At 59.1% G+C, this 22,468-nt stretch carries 17 protein-coding genes, 1 tRNA gene and 1 pseudogene; 8 read left to right on the forward strand and 11 right to left on the reverse strand.

From position 1 onward, the window contains the following. Positions 1–500: 500 nt before the first annotated feature. The 7 genes and pseudogenes from ACOYW1_RS14900 to ACOYW1_RS14930 all read right to left on the reverse strand — a co-directional run bounded on the left by ACOYW1_RS14900 (position 501) and on the right by ACOYW1_RS14930 (position 10,144). Complete coding sequence (locus ACOYW1_RS14900) at positions 501–1,682, reverse strand: alpha-2-macroglobulin family protein (protein ID WP_482423412.1); 1,182 nt, start codon at positions 1,680–1,682, stop codon at positions 501–503. Beyond that, entirely contained in the window at positions 1,657–2,313 is a 657-nt protein-coding gene (locus tag ACOYW1_RS14905) for a hypothetical protein (protein ID WP_482423413.1), read from the reverse strand. Before ACOYW1_RS14905 ends, ACOYW1_RS14900 begins: the two co-directional genes overlap by 26 nt. Then, positions 2,232–5,279, reverse strand: coding sequence for an alpha-2-macroglobulin family protein (locus tag ACOYW1_RS14910; RefSeq protein ID WP_482423414.1), 3,048 nt, complete (start codon positions 5,277–5,279; stop codon positions 2,232–2,234). The genes ACOYW1_RS14905 and ACOYW1_RS14910 overlap by 82 nt, the downstream gene beginning before the upstream one ends. A 667-nt stretch (positions 5,280–5,946) precedes the next feature. Continuing rightward, a pseudogene (locus ACOYW1_RS14915) lies at positions 5,947–6,597 on the reverse strand (tetratricopeptide repeat protein); the annotation flags it as partial. Positions 6,598–6,938: 341 nt separating this feature from the next. Further along, complete coding sequence (locus ACOYW1_RS14920; RefSeq protein WP_482423415.1) at positions 6,939–8,315, reverse strand: aspartate kinase; 1,377 nt, start codon at positions 8,313–8,315, stop codon at positions 6,939–6,941. A gap of 243 nt (positions 8,316–8,558) precedes the next feature. After that, positions 8,559–9,116: an acetate uptake transporter gene (satP, locus tag ACOYW1_RS14925; protein ID WP_482423416.1), complete on the reverse strand. Its 558-nt coding sequence runs from the start codon at positions 9,114–9,116 to the stop codon at positions 8,559–8,561. Between the two features lie 470 nt (positions 9,117–9,586). Beyond that, the gene (locus ACOYW1_RS14930; RefSeq protein WP_482423417.1) at positions 9,587–10,144 is read right to left on the reverse strand and encodes a DUF4136 domain-containing protein; all 558 of its coding nucleotides are present in this window, start codon (positions 10,142–10,144) and stop codon (positions 9,587–9,589) included. A 277-nt stretch (positions 10,145–10,421) separates the two neighbouring features. Between ACOYW1_RS14930 and ACOYW1_RS14935 the strand changes: the two genes are divergently transcribed. The 4 genes from ACOYW1_RS14935 to ACOYW1_RS14950 all read left to right on the forward strand — a co-directional run bounded on the left by ACOYW1_RS14935 (position 10,422) and on the right by ACOYW1_RS14950 (position 14,866). Continuing rightward, a complete protein-coding gene (locus ACOYW1_RS14935) occupies positions 10,422–11,246 on the forward strand; it encodes a helix-turn-helix domain-containing protein (protein ID WP_482423418.1) in 825 nt (274 codons plus the stop codon). Positions 11,247–11,346: 100 nt separating this feature from the next. After that, the gene (locus ACOYW1_RS14940) at positions 11,347–12,270 is read left to right on the forward strand and encodes a DMT family transporter (RefSeq protein ID WP_180142068.1); all 924 of its coding nucleotides are present in this window, start codon (positions 11,347–11,349) and stop codon (positions 12,268–12,270) included. A gap of 253 nt (positions 12,271–12,523) precedes the next feature. Continuing rightward, positions 12,524–13,285, forward strand: a complete 762-nt coding sequence (locus ACOYW1_RS14945; RefSeq protein ID WP_482423419.1) for a hypothetical protein — start codon at positions 12,524–12,526, stop codon at positions 13,283–13,285. A 465-nt stretch (positions 13,286–13,750) separates the two neighbouring features. Further along, positions 13,751–14,866, forward strand: a complete 1,116-nt coding sequence (locus ACOYW1_RS14950; RefSeq protein WP_482423420.1) for a hypothetical protein — start codon at positions 13,751–13,753, stop codon at positions 14,864–14,866. A 352-nt stretch (positions 14,867–15,218) separates the two neighbouring features. Here the strand turns inward: ACOYW1_RS14950 and ACOYW1_RS14955 are convergent. Next, a tRNA-Arg gene (locus ACOYW1_RS14955) sits at positions 15,219–15,295 on the reverse strand. 545 nt (positions 15,296–15,840) lie between these two features. Between ACOYW1_RS14955 and ACOYW1_RS14960 the strand changes: the two genes are divergently transcribed. The 4 genes from ACOYW1_RS14960 to ACOYW1_RS14975 all read left to right on the forward strand — a co-directional run bounded on the left by ACOYW1_RS14960 (position 15,841) and on the right by ACOYW1_RS14975 (position 19,686). After that, complete coding sequence (locus ACOYW1_RS14960) at positions 15,841–16,800, forward strand: sigma-70 family RNA polymerase sigma factor (RefSeq protein ID WP_482423421.1); 960 nt, start codon at positions 15,841–15,843, stop codon at positions 16,798–16,800. Positions 16,801–16,831: 31 nt separating this feature from the next. After that, the gene (locus ACOYW1_RS14965) at positions 16,832–18,208 is read left to right on the forward strand and encodes a tetratricopeptide repeat protein (protein WP_482423422.1); all 1,377 of its coding nucleotides are present in this window, start codon (positions 16,832–16,834) and stop codon (positions 18,206–18,208) included. Continuing rightward, positions 18,154–18,690, forward strand: a complete 537-nt coding sequence (locus tag ACOYW1_RS14970; protein WP_482423733.1) for a tetratricopeptide repeat protein — start codon at positions 18,154–18,156, stop codon at positions 18,688–18,690. Before ACOYW1_RS14965 ends, ACOYW1_RS14970 begins: the two co-directional genes overlap by 55 nt. A 384-nt stretch (positions 18,691–19,074) precedes the next feature. Next, a complete protein-coding gene (locus ACOYW1_RS14975) occupies positions 19,075–19,686 on the forward strand; it encodes a hypothetical protein (RefSeq protein WP_482423423.1) in 612 nt (203 codons plus the stop codon). Between the two features lie 215 nt (positions 19,687–19,901). Here ACOYW1_RS14975 and ACOYW1_RS14980 read toward each other — a convergent pair whose 3' ends face one another. From ACOYW1_RS14980 to ACOYW1_RS14990, 3 genes are read right to left on the reverse strand one after another with little or no spacing between them, the layout of a single operon-like run. After that, positions 19,902–20,696: a ParB/RepB/Spo0J family partition protein gene (locus tag ACOYW1_RS14980; protein WP_482423424.1), complete on the reverse strand. Its 795-nt coding sequence runs from the start codon at positions 20,694–20,696 to the stop codon at positions 19,902–19,904. A 51-nt stretch (positions 20,697–20,747) separates the two neighbouring features. Continuing rightward, positions 20,748–22,127: an ABC-F family ATP-binding cassette domain-containing protein gene (locus tag ACOYW1_RS14985; RefSeq protein ID WP_482423425.1), complete on the reverse strand. Its 1,380-nt coding sequence runs from the start codon at positions 22,125–22,127 to the stop codon at positions 20,748–20,750. A gap of 2 nt (positions 22,128–22,129) precedes the next feature. Continuing rightward, on the reverse strand, positions 22,130–22,384 hold the full coding sequence (locus ACOYW1_RS14990; RefSeq protein ID WP_482423426.1) for an ATP-binding cassette domain-containing protein: 255 nt from the start codon (positions 22,382–22,384) through the stop codon (positions 22,130–22,132). Positions 22,385–22,468 lie beyond the last annotated feature (84 nt).

The following is a 22,468-nucleotide window of genomic DNA, read 5'->3' on the forward strand; positions in this document are numbered from 1 at the left end:
TTCGGTACCAACGTAAAACAGCTGAAAAAATGATGTCTTGTGAACTGGAGATATGGAGCTGTGATGCCCGGACAAAATCAGATATCGCAGAACATCGTGCGCGGAAGGAGGAGGGGCGTCGTAAGGAGAAGCGGCTCAGAGAATGCGCGTCATGAGGCTGTTTGTCCGGCCCGTCGTGGGAAAGCCATACGGGATGATTTCGTCCAGAGTAAATCTGGAACCATATGTGGGTGTATTATAGCAGATTTATCAACAAAAAAAATATCATAAATTTACTGACCATAAACAGGAAATCTTTCTTTAAACATCCCATCGCACGGCAGGTCAACAGCCCCGTTGGCCGTAGCAACGGGTTTCCTTACATGAAACAAACAAGACAAACACGGATGCCTCGACCGGGGCATAAAACACCTTTTTCCTGCAAAATAACGGCAGCACACCAAAACAGCGGGACACAAAAAAGGCGTGTGTCCCCTGCCCTGGTATCCCGGGCCCCTGTGTCACCTTTCCACCCGGATCACCCGTCCCCCGGCACCGATCCCCCGAATTTCAGGACGGTACATGGACTCGGCAAAGGGCGGCGGCACCACAAAGACCCCCGGAGTTACGGCACGCACCACGTAAAACAGGCTGAACTCACGATCCCTGCGAAGGTAGACGGACGCTGCCAATCGATCCTCACGGTACTCTGCATGGATCAGGGGGTTCTCTTCTGCATGACGCCAGACAGCCTTGCCGCGGATCACAACCTCATCGGCACGGATGCTGTGCTGCAACTGGGGTTGCTTTTCCAGCCCTGCAGGAAGCGGGTCCACCACCAGGGCGTCAGGAACCTCCTCGGAAGCGGTCACCCGCAGGTTCACCAGCATGAGGGTGCCCGACGGCACGCTCTCGGGATCCAGGCTGCGCCCCTCCAGGTCAAAATACTCACGGGCCACCCGGATACGCTCCTCCGTGGGAGCGGGAGGCGTCTCGGCGTACCCCGTGACAACGGCCGAAGCAAACAGGGGCTCCTTTCCCGTTGACGTCAGGGAGATTCCCCGGGCCAACATCTTTGCAGAAAGGCTCATGGCAAAGGGGCCTTTGCCCTTTACCTTCCGAGACTCACCGCCCTCTGCCACCGAAAGGGAGACGGTATCGTCGTTCTCGGCAAAGGCCAGGGCCAGCCGGAACAGGGCAAACCGCTCCTGGGTGCTCAGCCACCTCGTCTGCCTCAGGTCCGTCTCCAGGGTGTCGAGGATGTCCGTCATGGAAGGCACCGCGATTTTCTGCTCGGTAAAAAGGGCCACGGTCATGGACAGGTCCCGCAGAGCGCTGCCGTAATCCCTTCGCCAGTGCTCTTCGTCCGGGCGAAGAACCAGGGCCCTGTCTGCAGCGCCCCTGCTTCGCCGCTTGTCCCCGGAGGCTTTCAATGCCAGGGCAAGACGGGCCACGGACAGGGAATCGGCCGCATCCTCCACATGATTGTCAAACAGGGTACGCAAGGTCGCCAGGTGCCCCTTTCGGACCCTGGACAGGTTATGGGCGGCATAGCTGCGAACCGCAAAGGAGGCGGCCCTGTCGTTGCGGAGATCTCCACCGGGGCCCTTAACCAGCCAGGTGCGCTGGCGCTCCAATCCCCGGCGCAGGACCTCCGTGGGCACCCTCACCCCCATCTCACGGGCGGTGAGGAGAAAATCCACGGCGTAGCATGAGAGCCAGGGATCCTCCGGGTCCGGACGCGCTCCAGAGCCCGAACCCTCCGTTGTGACGCTGCATGGCGGCAACCCGTGCCACGGCGTCGTCCAGGATCTCACGCCGTTTCTCCACAGGCACGGGCTCAATGCCCATGGCCCGAGCCCGCTCGGGCAGGAGCCAAAGCTGGGGAAAGGCGCGGCTGACGACCTGCTCCAGGCAGCCATAGGGGTAATCGAGCAACCCGCGCACATAGGCATCACCAGGCAGCGGCAGTCTGGTGGAGACGGCAACGGCACCGCCCACGGTGGCCGGGATAAGACCTGCCATGGCCTGGGTGTCAAGGGAGAGGCTCTCCCCGGGGTTGAGGCGCACCCGGGTCTCCCGGGCCTCACCGGGGTAGCCGGGACGAACAGGCCATTGGGCAGTGATGCGTTTGGTCACCCCGTCCCCCTGCACGGTCATGACCACCTCCCCCACCCCATAAGGAGGCAGGGACGCATCGCAGGCTGCCGTCACCGGCCAGGAGCGAATCTTCCTTTTTCCTTCGGCAAGCGTCACTGTTTCGGTCTCGGCTTCGATGCATACCGGCCCCCCGGCTTCCAGGCCCAGGGTGTAGTCGCCTTCCCCGGCCACCATCCGCGTCGAGGTTCCGCCGGTGAGGGATTGGCATCCCCGGGCGCAAGGAACCTGGGGGCGGAGAGCTGTACCACCAGGGGCGGGGTCACCGTGGTCTCGAACTCCGAAGCTCCGAAGGAGGTGTCGTCAAAGGCCACGGCCATGAGACGCAGGGTCCCTGAAAAATCGTCCAGGGGAATCTCTGCGGTGATCTTTCCGCTGCGGTCGGTCTCAAAGGGTCCGAAGACCTTTGAAAAGAGTGTCACCTCGGCCTGAGGCTTTCCACCGCCCAGGGAGATGTCCCCGTCACCGCCGAACCGCATGGCGGCCCGTAAGGACGCGTCGGTTTCGATGACCTTTCCGAAGAGATCCGTGCCCTTCACATCGTACCAGCGCCGGGCAAAAAACCAGCCATAGGGATCCGGGGAGGCAAAATCGGTAATCCCCAGGATCCCCACATCCACGGCAGCCAGCCAGACCCGACCGTAGTGGGCCTGCCCCTTTTTTTTCACCGTCACCGTCACGGGCAGGGGCGCCTCCTCCTGCCAGGTCCGTGCCACCAGAACCTCCACGTCCATGGCCCGAGGCTCCCGGTCCAGGGCAAGGTGCTGCACACCGATGGCGCGCAAGGGGGTCTCGGGATCTTGGGGTGCCGTTTTGCGCAGCACCACGGCGCTTACATAGATGTCGTGGCTCTGCCACGCCTCGGCAACGGGGATCTCCACCACGGTGCCGTCCCGTTCAACGGCCGTGCGTCGGGCCCAGAGAAGGCCCTTTCCCTCCACCATCACCAGGGCCTCGCCCTCGTCAACCACCGTCACCCGGGCCACATCGCCCGGTCGGTACGTTTTTTTGTCAAAAAGGAGGTTCACTTTGGCGGGATGGGGGGCGCCGTCGCCATAGCCACGGCCGGAGGAGAGAGACACGGTGGTGGAAAGACCGGTTCCGGGATCCACGGTCTCGACGATGTAGTCGCCTGATGGGAGGGTCAGGTCATGGGTCACCACCCCGGCGGGCAGGTCCATGAAGGATTCGGCAAAGGTGTAGCGCTTTTCCGTGACCCGATGCTGCCACCCGGCTCCTTCGTTGAACTCCCAGTAGCTGTTGCGATCGATGCGGATCACCTTGAGGAGGAGCCGCTTTACGGCAACAGGCTTTCCGGTGCCATCGGCCACCACAAGGTCCAGGCTGTGCGTCTCCAGCTCTCCAGTGCCGCCCTGGCCTCCCCGATACCGGATCCCAGGCATGCGCCGATCCGGCATCCAGAGCAGGGAAAATCGCCGGGTCACCGGGCGTCCCCCGCTTTCAAAGAGGCTCACCTCCGAGGTAACGGAGAGGGGCGAGCGGCTCTTTGCCGCCTCCTCATCCACGGCAAAGGCGCCCTTGCCGTCGTCATCCAAAGTGAGGCTTCCCAGGTCTGACACGGAAAGAAAATCCGCATCCTCTTCCAGGCCAAAGAAAAAATCTTTCAGGCCATCGGGAAAACAGGCGCGCCGGGTTCGAAGGGTGAGCCGTGCCTCAGCCCGGTTTCCCGAGGCAGGGGCTCCGTAAAGGTATCGACCGGCCACCTTCAGGGAGTGGTCTGTTTCTTTGACCAAAACGGTTTTGTCGGAGGAGAGATCAAGGGCCATGCGCTCCGGCAGGAACTCCTCCACCAGAAACTCAAAGGTGGAAACCGGTCGCACCTTGCCGGGACGAAGCCGCACCTCGGCTCGCCACCGCCCGGTGGGCCCGTTGCCCGGAAGGGTGGCCACGGCTTCAAAATACCCGGAGGACCCCGAAGGCGCCAGACTGACGTTGGCAAACACCTTGCCCCCGGGCTTGACCCAGCGGACGAACAGGGTTTTCACGTCCACGGGCCTGCCATCGTTGTTCCGCACCAGAAATGAGAGGGGGACGGCCTCGGAGGGCCGATAAAGATCCCGCGGGGCCATGACGAACACATCCACGGGGCTGTCCTTGCGCCCGGTGACCTCAAACTCGGAGAGATCGTTTCCGGGGGCCCGGGTGGAGAGAAAGGCAAGGTCCCCTCCCGCGCTCTCCCCGCGAATAAGGACAGTCTTTTTCACGCGGGCATCGCGGCTCCGAAACAACCCCAGCTTATCGGTGCGCCCTTCGGCCAGCTTTCTCCCCTTGTCGTCGAAAAGGGAGACCCGGAGCCCTTCAAGGGCGGTGCCGTCTGCAAGGGAAGAGGCCGTAACAACCGTCTCCTGTTTGTAGGAACGCAGGGACAGGCCGATGTCCGTGACCATGAAAAAAGTGCTCTGGTACGCATACCCAAAGGTACCCGGCCGCTTCATCACCGCAAAATAGAGACCGGTCTGCGACAGGGAGCTGATCTCCCGCACGGGAATATGGCGCACCACCCGCCGGCTTTTCACAGGATCCAGGTCAAAGCGGGCCGAATAAACCAGATCACCATACTGAGGCATGTCTTCCAGCCGGTAGAGCCCCATGCTGTCCGTGGGGTTCCGCCACTGGGCGAACCGTCTCAAGCCCTCTTCGTTGATGCGGAAAAATTCCAGGTCCACGGCGGGCACATTCACCGTGGCCACGGGCAGCCCGCCGGAAAGCCCCCGGGGAAGCACCAGCCCGCTGCGGGCAAAGCCCACCATGGGCTCCACCTTCCGCGTCTCCACCTGGCCCACCACCGGCTCGGCAAGGACTTGGCCCGAAACGGACGTCACCCCTTGAAGGACCGTCACCGTATACGACGTCTCGGCCTCCACATGGGGGTACCAGAGCCTCCGCCCGTCTTCTGAAAGCACCCAGCCCCCGTCGGCAGGGCCATCGCCCACCGTCACCTGGAAAAACCCGCCCTGGAGCACATCCCGGGCAAGGGGCTCGGAAAAAAGGACGGACAGGGCCGGGCCGTTCTCATACTCCCGTTCACCGATGTCCAGAACACGAAAGGTGTCGGCCGCCAGGGAAACCGAAGCCGATACCGCCACAGCCAGACCAAACAGGAAAGATACGAGTCGTTTCATGGTGGGATCCTTACACGGGTTGTAAACAGCTTAAAAACGTCGGTTCAATGATTCCTCAGCTTTCAGGGCTACCACAACACACGGCAAAGCCGCCATGTTCTCCGTCACAAGAGCGTCAATTCACCATGGCGGCATACCGGTCTGCTTCGGAGACGTCTCCCTTGCTCCGATAGATGTCGCTGACGGCCTGGTAGGCGTAAGGGGCCGTTGCGGGGTCTTCCATGGCAAGCTTTAAGTACCGTTCGATGAGAGGGACCGAGGTGTCCCCCCCCTCTTTGAGAAGGTTGGCGTAGGTGAGCTGGATATGAGAAGGGGGACGTTTTCCGCACCCGGCGCACCGGCCCATGCTGGTCTCCAGGAGAGTTCGGGCTCCTGCTGCGTCTCCGCCGTCTTTTTTCAGGTTGGCCAGAAAAAAGGCGAGGTTGTCGTCCCAGCGTTCCTCCAGCTCCTGGGCAAGGAACGCCTCGGCGTCAGCGGCCCGTCGGCACGCCATAAGAAGGCGGCCCTTGAGCAGGCCCAGCTCCACAGGGCACTCCTCAAGGCCATTCAATGCGTCATCCAGGATCGAGAGGGATGTTTCCGGCTCTTCCTCGTCCAGGTGGAGATGGCACAAAAGCTCCACGCCATGGGTGTGCAAGGGATGGCCGGACAAGAACGTCTCCAGCAGTTTTTTTGCCTTGTCCCGTTTTCCAAGATTCAGGCAGGCGGAGGCAAGCTCCAGGGGCACGTACCCGTCATCGCCATCCTCCTCAAGGGCCTGGTCCAGTGCCTCTTCGGCCTCGGCAAAGGCACCGGAGTTCAAGGCGCTGTACCCCTTTCGGAAGGCATCGCCGTAGTCCATATAGGCCTCGCCCTGCTCTTCGGGAAGGGCCATGCACAGGGCTTCGAAGGCCTGGTCCGCCTCAGTGTACGGTACCTCGACCCCGGGCCCGTCTTCGTCGTCATCCCACTCCTCACCCTCCCGGGCCATGGAGCTCTTCAGCGTTCCCACAAGGGCCTGGATGGCCTCTTTGGTTTCAGCTTCCCGGGCCAGCTGGCCCGCCAGGTGAAGCAGGTGGTGGGCTTCTGCGTCAATGCCCGACTCATGGAGCTCCGCCGCGTTGGCCAGGTGCTCCTTGGCCAGACACTCCCCGCAGCCTGCGTGCTTATCTTCAATGCGGGCAACAAGGGCTTCCTGGCCCGCCTCTTTTCCGGCCAGCTTCTCCAGGGCCTTGGCATATTGGGTACGGGCAGGACCGTAATGTTCGGACAGAACCAGGGCATCGCCTTTTTTTTCGAGGTCTTCGGGTGATTTGACAAAAAGAGAGAAAAGCCCCATGGAGACTCCTTCGCACAAGTAGAATGAGGTAAAAAGAGAAAAAGCACGGTTGTTGCCTCCGGCGGCCCTGCCGGGGGCCAAACTTTTGATCCGCCTTCGCCCAAGGGCTACGGCGCGACAAGAAAGTTTGACAAACAGGTCTTAAGGACGCCCGGACCGACCGAAAGTTATCTGCAAGCCGACTGTATTAAACGTATCGAACATTCAGCCGGAATGTTTTTGCGGCTTGCTGCGCCATAGCCCCTGATGCCATTTGGGTGAGTAACAGAGGTGGAGGCGATGGCGAGAGCTTTATTCAATAAGCGCCCCGCCGGAGACAACTGAATAGTTAACATCGCCCCTTACGACGTGCCGTTGAAAAAGGTTGCATGCAGGGCGCGGACCGAGGCTTTGAGGTCATCTTCCCGGACAATGAAATAGAGGGCCACCGGAGAGGGACCAAAGGCGATCATCTCCACGTTGATCCCGGCGTCGTCCATGGCGGAAAAACAGCGGGCGGCAACCCCTTTGCGGGTGTTGAGCCCCTCCCCCACCATGCTGATAAGGGCCACGTCGTCTTCCCGTTCCACCTTGCGAAAGGGGTTGGGGGTCAGTTTTTCCAGGAGTTCGTAGCCCCGATCCATGTCTTTTTTATCCAGAAGGATGGAAATGCAGGTCTGGGAGGTGACCACGGACCGGATGTTGATGCCGCTGTCCGTGACGCAGCCCGTCACCTCGGAGAGCATGCCCGGCCGGGCTCCCATACCCGAGGCATACACCTTGATGATGCCCACGTCGGTGTTCTGGGTGACGCTTTTCACCACGTGGGGCGCCTCGGGGCTGCTTGTGGTAATGAGGCTCCCCTCGGCATCGGGATCCAGGGTGCTTTTAATGGCAATGTCCAGGCCGTACCGGCGCACCGGTTCCACGGCGCGGGGATGAAGAATCTTTGCCCCAAAATAGCACAACTCGGCGGCTTCGGCATAGGAGAGAACGGGAATCAGCTCCGCATCGAGTACCATGCGCGGGTCCGCGCTCATGAACCCGGCCACGTCCTTCCAGAACTCCAGGACCTCGGCTTCCATGGCCACGGTGGCCACGGCCGCGGAGTAGTCGGTGCCCCCCCTGCCGTAGGTGGTGATGTTGCCCTCTTCGCTGATCCCGTAAAACCCCGGCATGAACACCAGGGTCCCTTCGTCCACCAGGGGCCCCAAATGCTCGCGAAAATTCGCCCGGGTCACCTCCAGGTCCGCGGTGGCGTCCTCGTACTTTCCGTCGGTGATCATCCCGATGTTCTGGGGCATGCGACAGACAGCCCGGACACCCCGCGCGTTCATGGCGCAGGTGAGCAGCTCCGCGCTGAAGCGCTCCCCATAGCTGCTGATGAGATCACGCATCTTGGGCGTGCTCTCCCCGGTGTAGCTCAGGCCGTAATAGTACCGTTCCAGACGCTGCAGGCCCTTGCCGAAAGCCTTGGAAAAGGTCTTCTGAAGGTCTGCATCGGCGATGATGTGCCGGGCCGTGGACATATGCTTGGCCCGCAGGCGGCTCATGAGCGTGGAAATCGTCTCTTCATCGGCCAGGGCGTCGGCCATGCCGTCGATGAGCATGTCGGTGATGCCGTTCAACGCCGAAACAACGATGATGTCGCCTTTCACCCGACCCGCCAGGAGGTCCAGGATCGATTCAATGGTCTTCTTGCCCTTAAGGCAGCCGCCGCCTATTTTAATCACTTTCATGGTGCTCGGGATTCTCCGTGAGGTTGCATCGTCAATAAGAATTTGTTTGTCTTATCATACTCATCCGGTAGCAAACAAGGAGAATGCCCATCCCCAACGGGTGAAGGGTGTGCATGCGACGCGCCCTGTCGCACAGGGTGTCGCAAGGCGCGACGGCTCGCACAAAAAAAGCCCTCCCCTGTCGTCGCCGGGACAGAGGAGGGCCTCAGGTAACCTTGTAAGGCTCAAGCCGCGAACGGTGGGCTATCCGATGGGAAGCACCACGCGGCCGTACTGCTCGTTAAGTACCTCGGCCATGGCCAGGTAGATGGCGCTCAGTCCGCAGACAATGCCTTCAAAACCTGCGATGACGCCGATAAGGTGGGAGCCGGTCCAGTGATGGGCGGCCAAAAGGACAAAAAGGATGGTGAGGGAACCGAACACAAACTGAAGGCCCCGGTTGGCCTTGAGGGTCCCGAAGAACATGAAAAAGGTGAAAAGCCCCCACATAAAGAGGTACCACCCCATAAAATGATGTTCCGTGGCTTCGATCCATCCGAATTTCGGCATGAGGATCAGGCCCACCAGGGTCAGCCAGAAATGGCCGTACGAAATAAAGGCGGTCACCCCGAAGGTGTTGCCTTTCTTGAACTCAAGAATCCCTGCGATGATCTGCGCCATGCCGCCGTAAAACAGGCCCATGGCCAGGATCATGGCGCTCATGGGAAAAAAACCGGCGTTGTGAATGTTCAAAAGAACGGTGGTCATTCCAAACCCCATCAATCCCAGGGGCCCCGGGTTTGCCAAAACATTGTCCTTCATGAATCTGTGTCTCCTTACCTGCTTCTCCATTTCTCTTTGAGGCACCTTGACCGTTTCCCCGCCGAACCGGTTGCCGCCAAGCCACCTCACCCTAACTTTCTACACGCTTCGACCCGCGCGCCGGAACTTCGGGCGTCGCCTGTCGTTTCATCCGTCTCTTTATGGAAATAACGATGGGTTATATCAGACGGCTGCGCATGACGGCAATCAAAAACAGACCATTGTTCACGTTACTGCTCACCATTCCCACCCGCACAACCCCCTCGCCTTTTCCATCCGTGCTCTTTTGGCGCGATGGCTGTCTTACACGATATTCACGGGAAAGGGAACCTCATCAAACAAGCTCAAGCCGGAATACCGACGCGAATGGGCGCATTTATCCCTCGTTTTTTGAAATTAGGGGAAAGGCAGGAACACGACAACAGCCGGCGTGTGCCGTTGTCCGGGGATACCGGGCGAAACCCTGGGCCTCACTTCGGGGGGAACTGGTCCAGCACTTTTTTCACCAGTTTGTTAAGGGACTTGATGGCTTTATCGGGGTCCTTGTATTCGGAATAACGCTGAGCCCCGGTACCCCGCCAGTAAAGGGTGGACGAGTCTCGCCCCACAAAATCAATGATGAGGGACTCTTCATCGTAATCGCTCACACTGGTCCCCGTACCGATACCGACACCGCTGTAGCGCCCGTGGCTAGCCCTGCCGAAGCCGACGCTTCCGCCGGTTCCGCTGGACTCGATCTTTTTTCTCAGGACAAACTCATAGCGGAGGTAAAAGGCCGCGTCTGCGTCATCCACCTTTTTGATTCCCTTTGCCCTGAGCTGTTGCTCCACGGCCGAACGGGTCCGGCTGTCCCGCAACGAGCTGTCGATACGGGGGTCCCCGGTGACAGGCTGGGATTCAGAGAGCCAGGCGTAACTCTTCAGCCCGCCGAACTGTTGTGCCGGGTCGTAGTCCTGATTGACCCGGATTCCGGAGCACCCGCTGAAGACAAGGGCCATCGCAACCATCCAAAGCCATCTCTTTTTCATGCACACCTCCTGGGCACGAAGATAACCGGTACACCACCGTGGGGTTTTTATGGAGAGGGGCCGGTATCCCGTTGGGGAAACACCGGCCTAACCCGTCAAAGTTACGTTGCTATTCTACCACAGAACAATCGCCCTTCCCAAGTCCCTGATCTTGCCGCACCCACCCGGGAACGGAGATTCGGATAGCGGCCCCCGCAATTTTCTACAAGAAATATGGAGAGACACCTGATAGAATCGATCCTTCTTGCCAAACACGAGAAAAGACCGGTATTGGGCCATGAAAAAACCTGGAAACACGACATTCTATCGCCATGGCGAGCTTAAAGATATCGAAGTTACGCGAGTCATTGATAGCCATCACATTTTCCCCAAGCATGTCCATGACAACACCTACACCCTCGTTCTCGCGGACAGGGGGGCAAGTTACTGCGTGGGGCCGGAGGAACACGAGGCTGTTGTGGACAGGCAAAGCCTTGCATTGATCAATCCGGGCCAGGTCCACTCCGGTATTCCCATCGGCCGGGAGCAGCTCTCGTACTGGTCTGTCAACATCATGCTTGATGTGATGACCGCATCCTTCAGGGATATTTCGGGAAAAGACTCGGCACCACCGGAATTCCAACGCATGGTGGTTCGCGACAGAGGCCTTCAGGATCGCCTCCTGCTTTTTTTCCATCGAATGACCATGCATGAAGGGCGGCTTGCCCTGGAAACAGCCCTCATGGAATCCCTGGGGCACCTCTTGATTCGCTATGCCAATGCCCAAAGCCCCGACACGTTTCAGGGCGAATCCCGCCGTGTCTGCCTGGCCAAGGAGTACCTCTCCGAGGAGCTGGGCCGCAAAATGTCCCTGGACGAAGTGGCCGAGGCCGTAGGCCTGAGCCGATACCATTTCCTCCGTGTCTTCAAACACGCCACGGGCATTGCGCCCCATGCCTTTCGCACCCAGCGCCGCATTGACCTCTCCCAGCGCCTCATGCGGCAAGGGATGCCCTTTTCCCAGGTCGCCCTGGAAACGGGGTTCAGCGATCAAAGCCATTTCACCAAGCGCTTCAAGCAGTTCACCGGGGCTACGCCCAGGCAATACATGGCGGAAGCTTAAGGGGCCAGACAAAAAAAGCATCCCCACCGCAATTTCATACAATACCCTCCTTCGCCGGTGAGATAGGATCTGTATCAACCCGACACAGAGGAGATCATCCATGGAGACAGCACAGGCCCCTTTACCCACCGCACACCACACAACCCCTTCCCCGCAGCGCCTCCTGCTGCCGGTGGCGGCGCTCCTGGCGGCCGTCCTGCTCTGGGGCGGCTCCTTTGCCGCCATGCGAATTGCCGTTGCGGTGTTAAACCCCTGGTCTGTCATGTGGCTTCGGATGACCACGGCACTGCTCCTGCTGGCCCCCTTTGTGGGTAAATCCGCCTTTGCAAGCTATCGCAGAGGGGACTGGAAACTCCTTGTGCCCATGGTCCTGTTTCAGCCCTGCCTCTATTTTCTGCTGGAATCCTATGCCCTCACCTACACAACCTCATCCCAGGCAGGTGTGATCTCGGCCCTGGTTCCCCTCTTCGTTGCCTTCGGGGCCTGGCTTTTCCTCAAGGAAAAAATCAACCGCAACCTCATGGCAGGCCTTGGGATCACCATCGCAGGCGTCATCTGCCTCACGATTCTGGACGCCCCGGGCAGCAAGGCCCAAAACCCTCTTCTGGGAAACGGGCTTGAGCTTTGCGCCATGGTAAGCGCGGCCATCAACATGATCATCGTCAAGCAGCTGTGCCAGCGCTACAACCCCTGGAGCCTCACCGCCATGCAGCTGCTGGCAGGGGCCCTCTTCTTCACCCCCGGCCTGCCCCTTCTCCTGCAAACACCCACAGCCGTGTGGACCCCGGAGCTCATGGTTGCCATGGCGTTTCTCGGGCTCTTTGTGACCCTTGGCGCCTTCGGCCTCTACAACTGGGGGATGAGCCATGTGCCGGCCTCCAGGGCTTCCATTTTCATCAATCTGGTCCCCGTCAATGCGGTGTTGATCGGATGGGTCCTCCTGGGCGAATCCCTCACCTCCCTGCAGCTCCTCATGGCCGGGGCCGTGCTCCTGGGTGTGGTGTTCAGCCAACGCGCCGCGTAACGGCTGTCACCTGCCCTGAAACGCCACAGGTGTGGGGGATTTTTACCCACAGCCCCACCCCAGTGTCCCGAAATCCCCCACTTTCCGGGGCCGCCACGATGTACCGAGCCCGCCCCCGGCGGCCCCATTCCCTGAATTTCTAACGGTTCCGTAAGCATCCCCCCGGCTGGCATGCCCATTGCTGTACACCCTGCAGATTATCGTCATCGGCGGTCCAGAGTGACCCTTACCCCAGCAAAGGAACCCACCCTTCATGCACCAAACGCAAAGCATCCGCACACTCATTGCAGTCCCCTTCACCGTTCTTACAGCGCTCCTTCTCATGGGATGCAGCTCGACTCAGAAAATCCAAAGCGCCTGGCAACCCGTTGACACCCTGCGGGTCGACGGCCAGACGAACGAATGGGACACCATACGGCCCCAGTATTATGACGAGGACAGCCGCCTTGCCGTCCGAACCATGAACAACGAGGACGACCTCTTTATCTGTCTCAGCGTGGGATCAAGAAGCACGGCACGAAAGGTGATGCACAGCGGCCTGACCCTCACCCTCGGCCTTGATAACACCGAAGGCCAGGATGTGGCTCTGACCATCAAGCCAGGAGAAGAACCGAAAAAAAGCGAACGTCAAAACAGGGACCAGCCGCGCCCCCAAAACGCCATGACCGCGCCTGCCGGTATCGCCGTCACGGTGCCCCCTTCCGTCCACCCCACGGACCTCACGCCATCCGAAGCCCGTAAAAAGGGCATTGAAATGCTGCTGGCCCAGGACCGATTCGACCGGCTGATACTGGAGGCCAGACTCAACCTCAAGGCCATGGCCCTGCTGGCAAACACCACCCCCGGGACCAGCGTAACCCTTGAGATTACATCTCCCGAGACAACCCCACCCAAGGCGTCAGGGGGTAAACGGGCCGGAGGCAAGGGCAGGCGGGGCGGCAGGGGTTCATCCAGAAACGCCGCCACCCCCTTGAAGGCCGAACTGGAAATCAACCTGGCGTCTTCCGGGGCATAGTTGCCGTCAGGGCAAACGCATTTAGATTTTGCCTCCGGCGGCCCTGCCGGGGGCCAATCTTTTGAAAAGTTTGACAAACAGGTTTCATTTTTTGGATGCGTCGCAACCGGCCATAGCCCCTCTATCAAGAGACGTGTCTTGATTACCGGAAAGTTTTTGCGACGCTTTTTTTCAAAACGCGACCCGCCGGAGGCGACGGAATTGTTAAATGCGTTGGCCCTGTAGTTGCTGTTGTTGATCATTACGTCCCAAATTTATATAATGACGCATTGAAACATGTTTTTCCCGTCCGGTTCTTCGCTCCACGGGACGCCTGGCTATCGACCCTTTATTCAGGGCGTGGCTCAGCGCCCCGTCCGTCCACGTTCATCGCCCCACGGCTTTCCCCACTCCCCTGAGACTCAAAAGACTGACGTCCACCCTTTGGCATGCGTGCCTCTACGGCAAGAACCGCACAGGCGTATCGTGATAAAAAAATTCGTGACCCCAACCCTTATCGCGGCCGGAATTGCCCTGCTGCTCATCGGGCTGCCCCTTTTGGGGGCCTGGCTCGACGGCAAACCGCTCCGGCCCTTTTTTACCCTCACCGCAACACCCGACCTCCAGCCCCCGGCCCCTTTTTCCTGGGGTGCTTTTGTAGCTGTTGCAGCCGCCATCCTCCTTGTGATGGGCCCGTTTTTCCGCCACCTCATCCGGTCCCAGGAGCCACAACCCCGCCCGAAAAGAGTTTCGACCAGACGGCTCCCCTGGTGGGGCCGAGTCGGCCTGATGGTGCTCCTGGTCTCCTGGGCCCTGGCCTGGACACGGTTCCCCTGGTTCGAGCCCCTTCAGGACCAGACCTTTGTGCCCCTCTGGCTCTCCTTTATCCTGGTCGTCAACGGAATCACCCACAAACGAACGGGGCGGTGCATGCTGACCCACGAGCCGGTCTACCTTATCGCCCTGTTTGCGGCGAGCCCGGTGTTCTGGTGGTTTTTCGAGTACCTGAACCGCTTTGCGGCAAACTGGTCCTACCACGCAGGCCACGACAAGCTGCTCGCCTTGAATGGCCAGGCCAGCCTGGCCTTTGCCACGGTCCTCCCCGGGGTGGCAAGCACCTGCGACCTCCTGGCCACCTTTCCGCGCCTCTGGGCGGGCATGGGCCGGTTTGTACGCATCGACATTGGTGCAAAGCCCCTGGCCCCGTTGTGCCTTCTGCTTATCTCGGCCGTGGCCCTGGTCGGCATCGGGATCCGCCCGGACCTTCTCTATCCGTTCCTGTGGCTCTCCCCTCTTCTGCTCATCGTCTCCGTTCAACAGGTGGCAGGGTATGAAACGGTCTTCAGCCCCTTGAAATCGGGAAACTGGTCGCACCTCTGGCTCATGGCCATCTCGGCCCTTGCCTGCGGCTTTTTCTGGGAGATGTGGAACATGTTCAGCCTGGCACGCTGGACCTACGCGATTCCCTATGTGGGGCGGTTCCACGTATTCGAAATGCCCCTGCTGGGGTATGGGGGATACCTCCCCTTCGGGCTGGAGTGTGCGGTGGTCTGCCACGGCGTGAGACGCCTGGTCCGGGGCGGTGAAGGATCAGCGGGCTGACGGGCCTTGCCGGGACGTCGCCCCCTGTACGGATCTTTTTGATACACATTCGTCCAGGGTGCCTACAAAAGACACAATCCACAGGGCCATAGCGTCTGCGCCCATCGCCTCCATCCCTGATATTGCTGCGACCCCGGACAGTTATGAAAAACGCCTGCCCGTGGCACAACAGTTGCTTTCTTTTTACCCTATGGCACACAAATTTTCACCATACCGCACACAGGGCAGCAAACCGGTTGTTATACAAGGAATAAAGGAGATGCAGAGACGTGTGAGTCACAAACAGGAAGGCGGTGCCCCATAAAACAAAAAAGGCACCCCTTGAAATCAAGGAATGCCTTTATTTTTTTTATGGTACGCCTGGCAGGATTCGAACCTGCGGCCATCCGCTTAGAAGGCGGATGCTCTATCCAACTGAGCTACAGGCGCATTGATTGATGCGAGAAGCTATTTAGCAGACGGTATTTCGTTTGTCCACCCAAAAAAAGGGCCCCCATAAAAAAGGCGGTTCCCGACCCGGGTGGCACGACTGGTGCGGATGAAACCCTGATGAAAAGGTTTCCCTGACGGGCTGCCGGTCAGGGAAAAGGTACCTTGAGAGGTCATGCATGCCCGCTTTCGTTAAAATCCGGTCCGTTAAAAGAAATCGCCCGGTCAACAGGTCGAAATCACGACCTCTTCAAGGGGCCGGTGTTTCCAAGGTTGGCAATTCGCCCCACTGTGATATATCGGGGACTGAGAATTGCAGACTTTTCCCATAATCGGCGATTCATGATACATTCAGATAAGACGACACCTTGTTTTTACGCAAAGAGGTGCAAAACGATTTTTGTGACGATATTCACGGGAGGTGCCCTGTGCACAGGCGGTGAGAAGAATACCGCAGCCCCCTTCATCTTCAGTGATCATGTTTCCATATGAAAATTAAAAGAGACAACGAGAAAAACGACAACAACGCTTCACAAAGAGACCCTATGACATCTGAAACCGAGGTCATCGTCAAGGCTTCCCAGAAAAAGAAGCCTGCGTCCAAAAATACCCATCTGCCTGTCAAATCCTCCGGCGGCAATGCTGTCGCCAAGTTTGACCCGCTCCAGAGCTATCTTTCGGAGATCAGCCAGTACAAGCTGCTCACCCGGGAAGAGGAGGTGGAACTGGGTATACGCATCCAGGAACATGAAGACCCCGATGCCGCTTACCAGCTGGTCACTGCCAACTTGAGGCTCGTGGTCAAAATCGCCCTGGATTTCCAGCGCGTCTGGATGCAGAACCTGCTGGACCTTATTCAGGAAGGCAACATCGGCCTGATGCAGGCGGTGCGAAAGTTCGACCCTTATAAAAACGTAAAATTTTCCTACTACGCCTCGTTCTGGATCAAAGCCTACATCCTGAAGTTCATCATGGACAACTGGCGCCTGGTCAAAATCGGGACCACCCAGGGGCAGAGAAAGCTCTTTTTCAAACTGAAAAAGGAGAAACAAAAGCTCATCGAACAGGGCTTTGACCCCAAACCCAAGCTGCTTGCCGAGCGGCTCGGCGTCTCTCCCAAGGAGATCATCGACATGGACCAGCGCCTGGACGGCTGGGATGTCTCTCTGGATGCTCCCCTGAAGGAGGATTCCGACACGGAACGGATTGAGTTTCTCAATTCCGAATCCGACTCGGCGGAAGACCAGGTCGCACGGAAGGAGTTGGAATCGCTGCTCCACAATAAAGTGGAGGCATTCAAAAAGGAACTGGCCGAAAGGGAACTGGAGATCTTCAACTCCCGCATCTTCTCTGAAGACCCCCTGACCCTTCAGGAGATCGGTGAAAAGTACAACATATCCCGGGAACGGGTCCGTCAGATTGAAAAAAACATCACCCGACGGATGAAGGATTTCTTTCAAAGCGAGCTTCCTGATTTTCACCTGTACACCGACCGGTCCGAATAACTCCCTTCCTCAACCACATGGAACGGAATGTATGAACCTTATCTCAGCCACGATCCGGGGGCTTCGACTCGCCCCGGTCCTTCTATCGGCCCTGACCCTGTCGGTGCTTCTCCTTTCCGGGTGCGCCTCCTCCACCCGGGAAGGCCTTACCTCCAACGCATCCACCCCCATGGTCCCTGGAGCATCGTCCATTGAGGAGCCCGACAGCCCGGAAACCTGGTCCGGTTACCGCCTTTACATTGAGGCGATGCTGGCCCGCAAGGCCGAAGATTACGCCACCTCTGCCGCGTACCTCACCACAGCGTCCGAGAAAGACCCCTCGGCCCTGATTCTCAAGCGGGAGCTTGCCGTGGTGTACCTTCTTGCCGGGGAAAAAGAGAAAGCCCTTGAGGTCATCGACGGCATCCTGGCCGACCACCCCGATGACGCCGACTCCCTGCTGCTCCTGGTCCGTATCCGCCTGGCCGAGCGTCGGGCAGGACAGGCGGAAAAGCTCCTGAAACGGGTCATTGAGTCGGACCCCACGCGGGAAGAAGCTTACTTTCGCCTGGGGCTGCTCCAGACCACCATCGGCAAACGCGATAATGCCCTTGAGACCTACCTGAAACTCCTTGAGGCGTACCCTTACGCCTACGCAGGCCATTACTATGCCGCCCTTCTGTACAAGGAGAAAGGCGATGAGGACAAGGCGGTGCATCACCTCAAAGAGAGCCTGGATATCGCGCCGGAGTTCATTGAGGCAAGACTGGAACTGGCCGATATTCTCGTCAGCCGTAAACAATACGACGAGGCCAAGGCCCAGTACCGCCTGGCCCTTACCCACAGCCCCGGCGATCTCCACGCCAGCCTGGCCATGGCCCTGCTCCACGACACACTGGATGAAGAGGAGCAGGCCCGGAAGCTCTACGACGAGATCACCGCGTCTGCGGACCGATGGCCGGAGATCTACACCCTCATCAACCAGCAGTACATCGAACGCCGGAAGTACTCGGAAGCCCACCGGCTCCTCACCGGGGTCATGACCGCCTACAAGGACAACTCCGAGTTCAATTACATGCTCGGGTTCGTCTGTGAAAAGCTCGGAGACTCTGAGGAGGCCATCCAGTGCTTTACCCGCATCTCCCCCGCATCGGACTATTACGAGCGTGCCATCCTGTTTGTCAGTGTCCAGCTCTGGGAACAGGGAAGACAGGATGAAGCGATTCAAACCCTTGAAGAGGCGCGGGAGCAGCAGCCCGAAAGCATCGAAATCCTGAACTACCTGGCCTCGTTTTACGAAGAGCAAAAGGCATACGACAAAGCGGAAGCCTGCCTCCTCAAGGCCATCTCTTTCACGGACCATCGCACTTCCGCATCGGAGTTCTCTACGACAAATGGGGAAAAAGCGAGGCCTCCACCAATGCCATGAAACGGGCCCTTGAACTGGACCCCGAGGACCCCAATGCCCTGAACTACCTGGGATATACTTACGCGCGCCAGGGCATTCATCTGGAAGATGCCGAGCGCCTCATCAAAAAAGCCCTGGAGTACAAGCCCGGAGACGGTTACATCACCGACTCCCTGGGCTGGGTCTACTACCAGAAGGGCCAGTATTCCAAGGCATTGAGCACCCTGCGGGAGGCTGCGGCCCTGCTTCCCGACGACCCGGTGGTCATGGAGCACCTGGGGGACGCCCTGGTACAGAACAACCTGACCCAGGAGGCCCTGAACTACTATCGGGAGTCCCTGAAGCTGGGCCATGAAGACGCACCGGCCATCCGTGAAAAAATACGCACCTTAGAAGAGAGCGACACTATGGTGAGCATGGCATTTTATGTTATCTTGACGTACGGAGACGGTAACGACCCAGCGCCAAAAACCCGCCTCCGGCAACAAGGTATTTCATCTTAAAAGCGAAGTAACTATTCAGCTTGCCTCCGGCGGGTCGCTTTTTTGAAAGATTAGAGCAGTCAAAATCGCCGGGATTCATGCCAGAGCTATCAAGACCTGTTTGTCAAACTTTTCAAAAGTTTGCCCCCCGGCAGGGCCGCCGGAGGCATAAGCCGAGTCGTTACCGGAGACGCTGCCTTTCCAGGGCCTGGTGTTGTCCGCCCCTATTCACACAACCGGAAGAAAGTAATCATCCATGCAACGCCCAGTCCTGATCCTCATCGTCCTTTGTGTCCTGCCCCTGTTTTCAGCATGCAGCATCCTCTCTCCCCCTGCCCTCCGGTTCGAGACCGACGGCGCCCAAGAGGAGCTCCGTCGACTCGCAGTCGCCCTAACGCGACGGAGGTGACCTCCTTTAAAGGCATCGGCTCGGTGACCACCACCGAAGACGGGGAAACCCGACGGTTTCGCCTTGCCTGGGCCGGTGATGCCCCCAACCTCCTGAGACTGGAGATCATGGCCGCGGCCACCCCCGTGGAGTCCATTGCCTATGACGGCACGCGCCTCAGGCTCCGCTCCCATATGGGCAGCCATAAACCCTATGTCAAAAAGGTGGAAGACCCCTCCCTGGCCTCTGCCACGGGCATCCCCTTTGCCCTCTCCGAAATCCACGCCCTGCTCTCGGGCAAGATCATGGTGGGGCCTTTTGAGTCCGCACGGCTCCACCCCCTGCCCGAAGAGGGCGCCCGAGCCCTGGTGCTTCGCCTCGACAGGCGTCACACCAAAACCATCGACATAGACCCCCGGGGCCTCCCCACCCGGACCACCTTGTCCAAAGGCGGGGATGAGGTCTACGACCTCCACCTCTCACCCACGGCCGACCCGGACGGCACCAATCGGTTCCGCACCATCACCCTCACCACGGCCAAAGGGGTGAAAGCCACCATCCGCATCGATCGCGCCTTCGTGAACCCTGCGGTGGACCGCACCATGTTCACCCTTGAGCCCCCGCAATAAACGATCTCCCCAAAACACAACAGGCGCGATCCACCAAGGAGTCGCGCCTGTCATCTATCCAATATGCTTTACAGAGGTCCAATGGGCCTTAACAAGTTCCGCAAAAACGGCTGCGCCATATCACACAACACGCCAATGCCCCGAAAATAGGTGCATGATGTCTGCCGCCATGCATTCGCCATAGGGTTTCAAGGTGCCCCCACCTTGCCGCCGGATTACCCCTCCACAATGTTTTTGAGGGTCTCCACATCCAGAAGGGCCTTCTCCATGGAGATCTGCTCCCAGCCTTCGTCCCGGATCCGGGTGAGTTCTTCGATGAGCTTGCCCAGGGTCTTGTTGTAGCGGGCACCGCAGGCCAGTGACGAGGTGGTGCGCCCTTTGAGCTCGCCGCTCTCCCGTCGCATCTCCTGCATCTCGTTAAAGGCCTGGTTGATGGATTTTTCACCGGATTCCACGGCCTCGCGGATAGAATCGTCGGCGTGTTCCATCACCTTTCGGGCCTTGTCCACCTTGCTCTCGCTGGTGCCCAGCTCGTTGGCACGCTCCTTGACCATCTCTTTTTTGGTGCGTTTCTCCCCGTCGTCCCCGCGGGCCTCGTCAATGGAATCCAGGAGCTGCAGGCAGCGGACGATGTCCTCATCGGCCAGGTTCCGCCTGTTGCGCTGAAGATGAAAGGCGTAGAGGATGGCGTCGTCCTCGTTTTCAAAATTCCGGATCAGGACGGGAACGGTCTCCAACCCCACGGCCAGGGCCGCGGTATACCGGGTGTGACCGTCCACAACGATCCCCTTTTCTTCCCACACAATGATGGGAAAGGCGTCGTCGTACCCGTTGGACTCCATATCCAGGCGGATCCCCTCCAGGGTATCCTCCCCCACGGGAAACAGGGTTGAAAAGGGCTCTTCCACCTTCAGATCGGTGATGGGCATGGTGCTGATGTTCATGGTCTCTTCCACATGGAAAGAGCCCCCGGGGCAGTCGCCGGGCGCAGAGGTTTCGCATCGGTTCAAGGCACGGGCGCCGCACTGGGCTTGGCCCGGTCGCCAAAGAATTTTAAAAGCTTACAGCGCCAGGGCGCTCTCGCCGCAGTAGTGCTCTTCCCTCTCCTTTGCGACATCGGCGCTGGCCAGGTAGTCGTCAAAGCTCATGAGCCGGTCCAGGCTGCCCCGGGGGGTAAGCTCCACAATGCGGTTGGCCACGGTGGAGACAAACTGATGGTCGTGAGACGCAAAGAGAACCACCTCGGGAAAGGCCATGAGCCCTTCGTTCAGCGAGGTGATGGACTCCAGGTCCAGGTGGTTGGTGGGTTCATCCATAACCAGCACGTTGGCATCAGAGAGCATCATGCGCGAGAGCATGCAGCGCACCTTCTCCCCGCCGGAGAGAACCCCGGTCTTTTTCATGGCCTCTTCACCGGAGAAAAGCATGCGACCCAGAAAACCGCGGGCAAAGCTTTCTCCCTCTTCCGGGGGCGCGTACTGGAGCAGCCACTGCACCAGGGTCATATCGGTTTCAAAGTACTGCCGGTTCTCTTTGAGGAAAAAAGAGGGGGTGATGGTCTGACCCCAGCGGAAGCTGCCGGAGTCCGGCTCCATCTCCCCTGCCAGAATCTGAAAAAGGGTGCTCTTGGCAAGGCCGTTGTCCCCCACAAAGGCGACCTTGTCCCCGTTGTTGACCACCAGGTTAAGGTCGCGGAGCACCTCCTGGCCGTCGATGGTCTTGCTCAGGTTTTCGATCTCCAGGATGACGTTGCCGCAGGGACGCTCCGGCTTGAAGGCCACCCAGGGGTATCGCCTGGACGAGACGGGCATGTCTTCCAGGGTCAGTTTTTCCAGGAGCTTTTTCCGGGAGGTGGCCTGCTTGGCTTTTGAGGCGTTGGAGCTGAATCGCTGGATAAAGGAGGTGAGCTCCTTGGCCTTGTCCGCGGTCTTCTTGTTCTCGTTCTGCTTCTGCTTCTGGATCAGGCGGCTCGCCTGGCACCAGAAGTCGTAGTTGCCCACGAACACCTGGATCTTGCCGTAGTCGATGTCGGCGATATGGGTGCACACCTGGTTGAGAAGTGGCGGCTCGGCGGAGACCACGATGACGGTGTTCTGGAACCGCGCCAGAAAATCATCCAGCCAGGCGATGGACTTCAGGTCCAGGTGGTTGGTGGGTTCGTCAAGGAGCAGCACGTCGGGGTTGCCGAAGAGGGCCTGGGCCAGAAGGACCCGGACCTTGTCCCCCCCTTCCAGATCCTTCATCTTCAGGTGGCGCATCTCTTCCGGGATCCCCAGGCCGTTCAGGAGAACCGCAGCCTCGGACTCGGCCTCGTAGCCGTTCATCTCGGCAAACTCCGCCTCCAGTTCACCGGAACGGATGCCGTCCTCTTCGGTGAACTCCGCCTTGGAGTAGATGGCGTCCCGCTCCACCATGATGTCGTAGAGCCGCTGGTGGCCCATGATCACCGTGTTGATGACCGTCTCTTCATCAAAGGCAAAGTGACCTGCCTCAAGACAGCAATACGCTCGCCGGGCCCGACGCTGATGTCGCCCTTGTCGGACTCGATCTCCCCTGCAAGGATCTTGAGAAAAGTTGATTTGCCGGCGCCGTTGGCACCGATAAGGCCGTAGCAGTTGCCGGGGGTGAACTTGATATTGACGTCTTTAAACAGGACGCGTTTGCCGTAGGCAAGCGCCACGTTGGTTGCGCAGATCATAGAAGGTTCCTCAATTTGAACAATAAAAAAACCACGGGTCGTAGCAACCCGTGGTTCATGCGACGCCTGCTTATATCGTATCGC

It is taken from the genome of Desulfoluna sp. CYM3A (genome assembly GCF_056829965.1).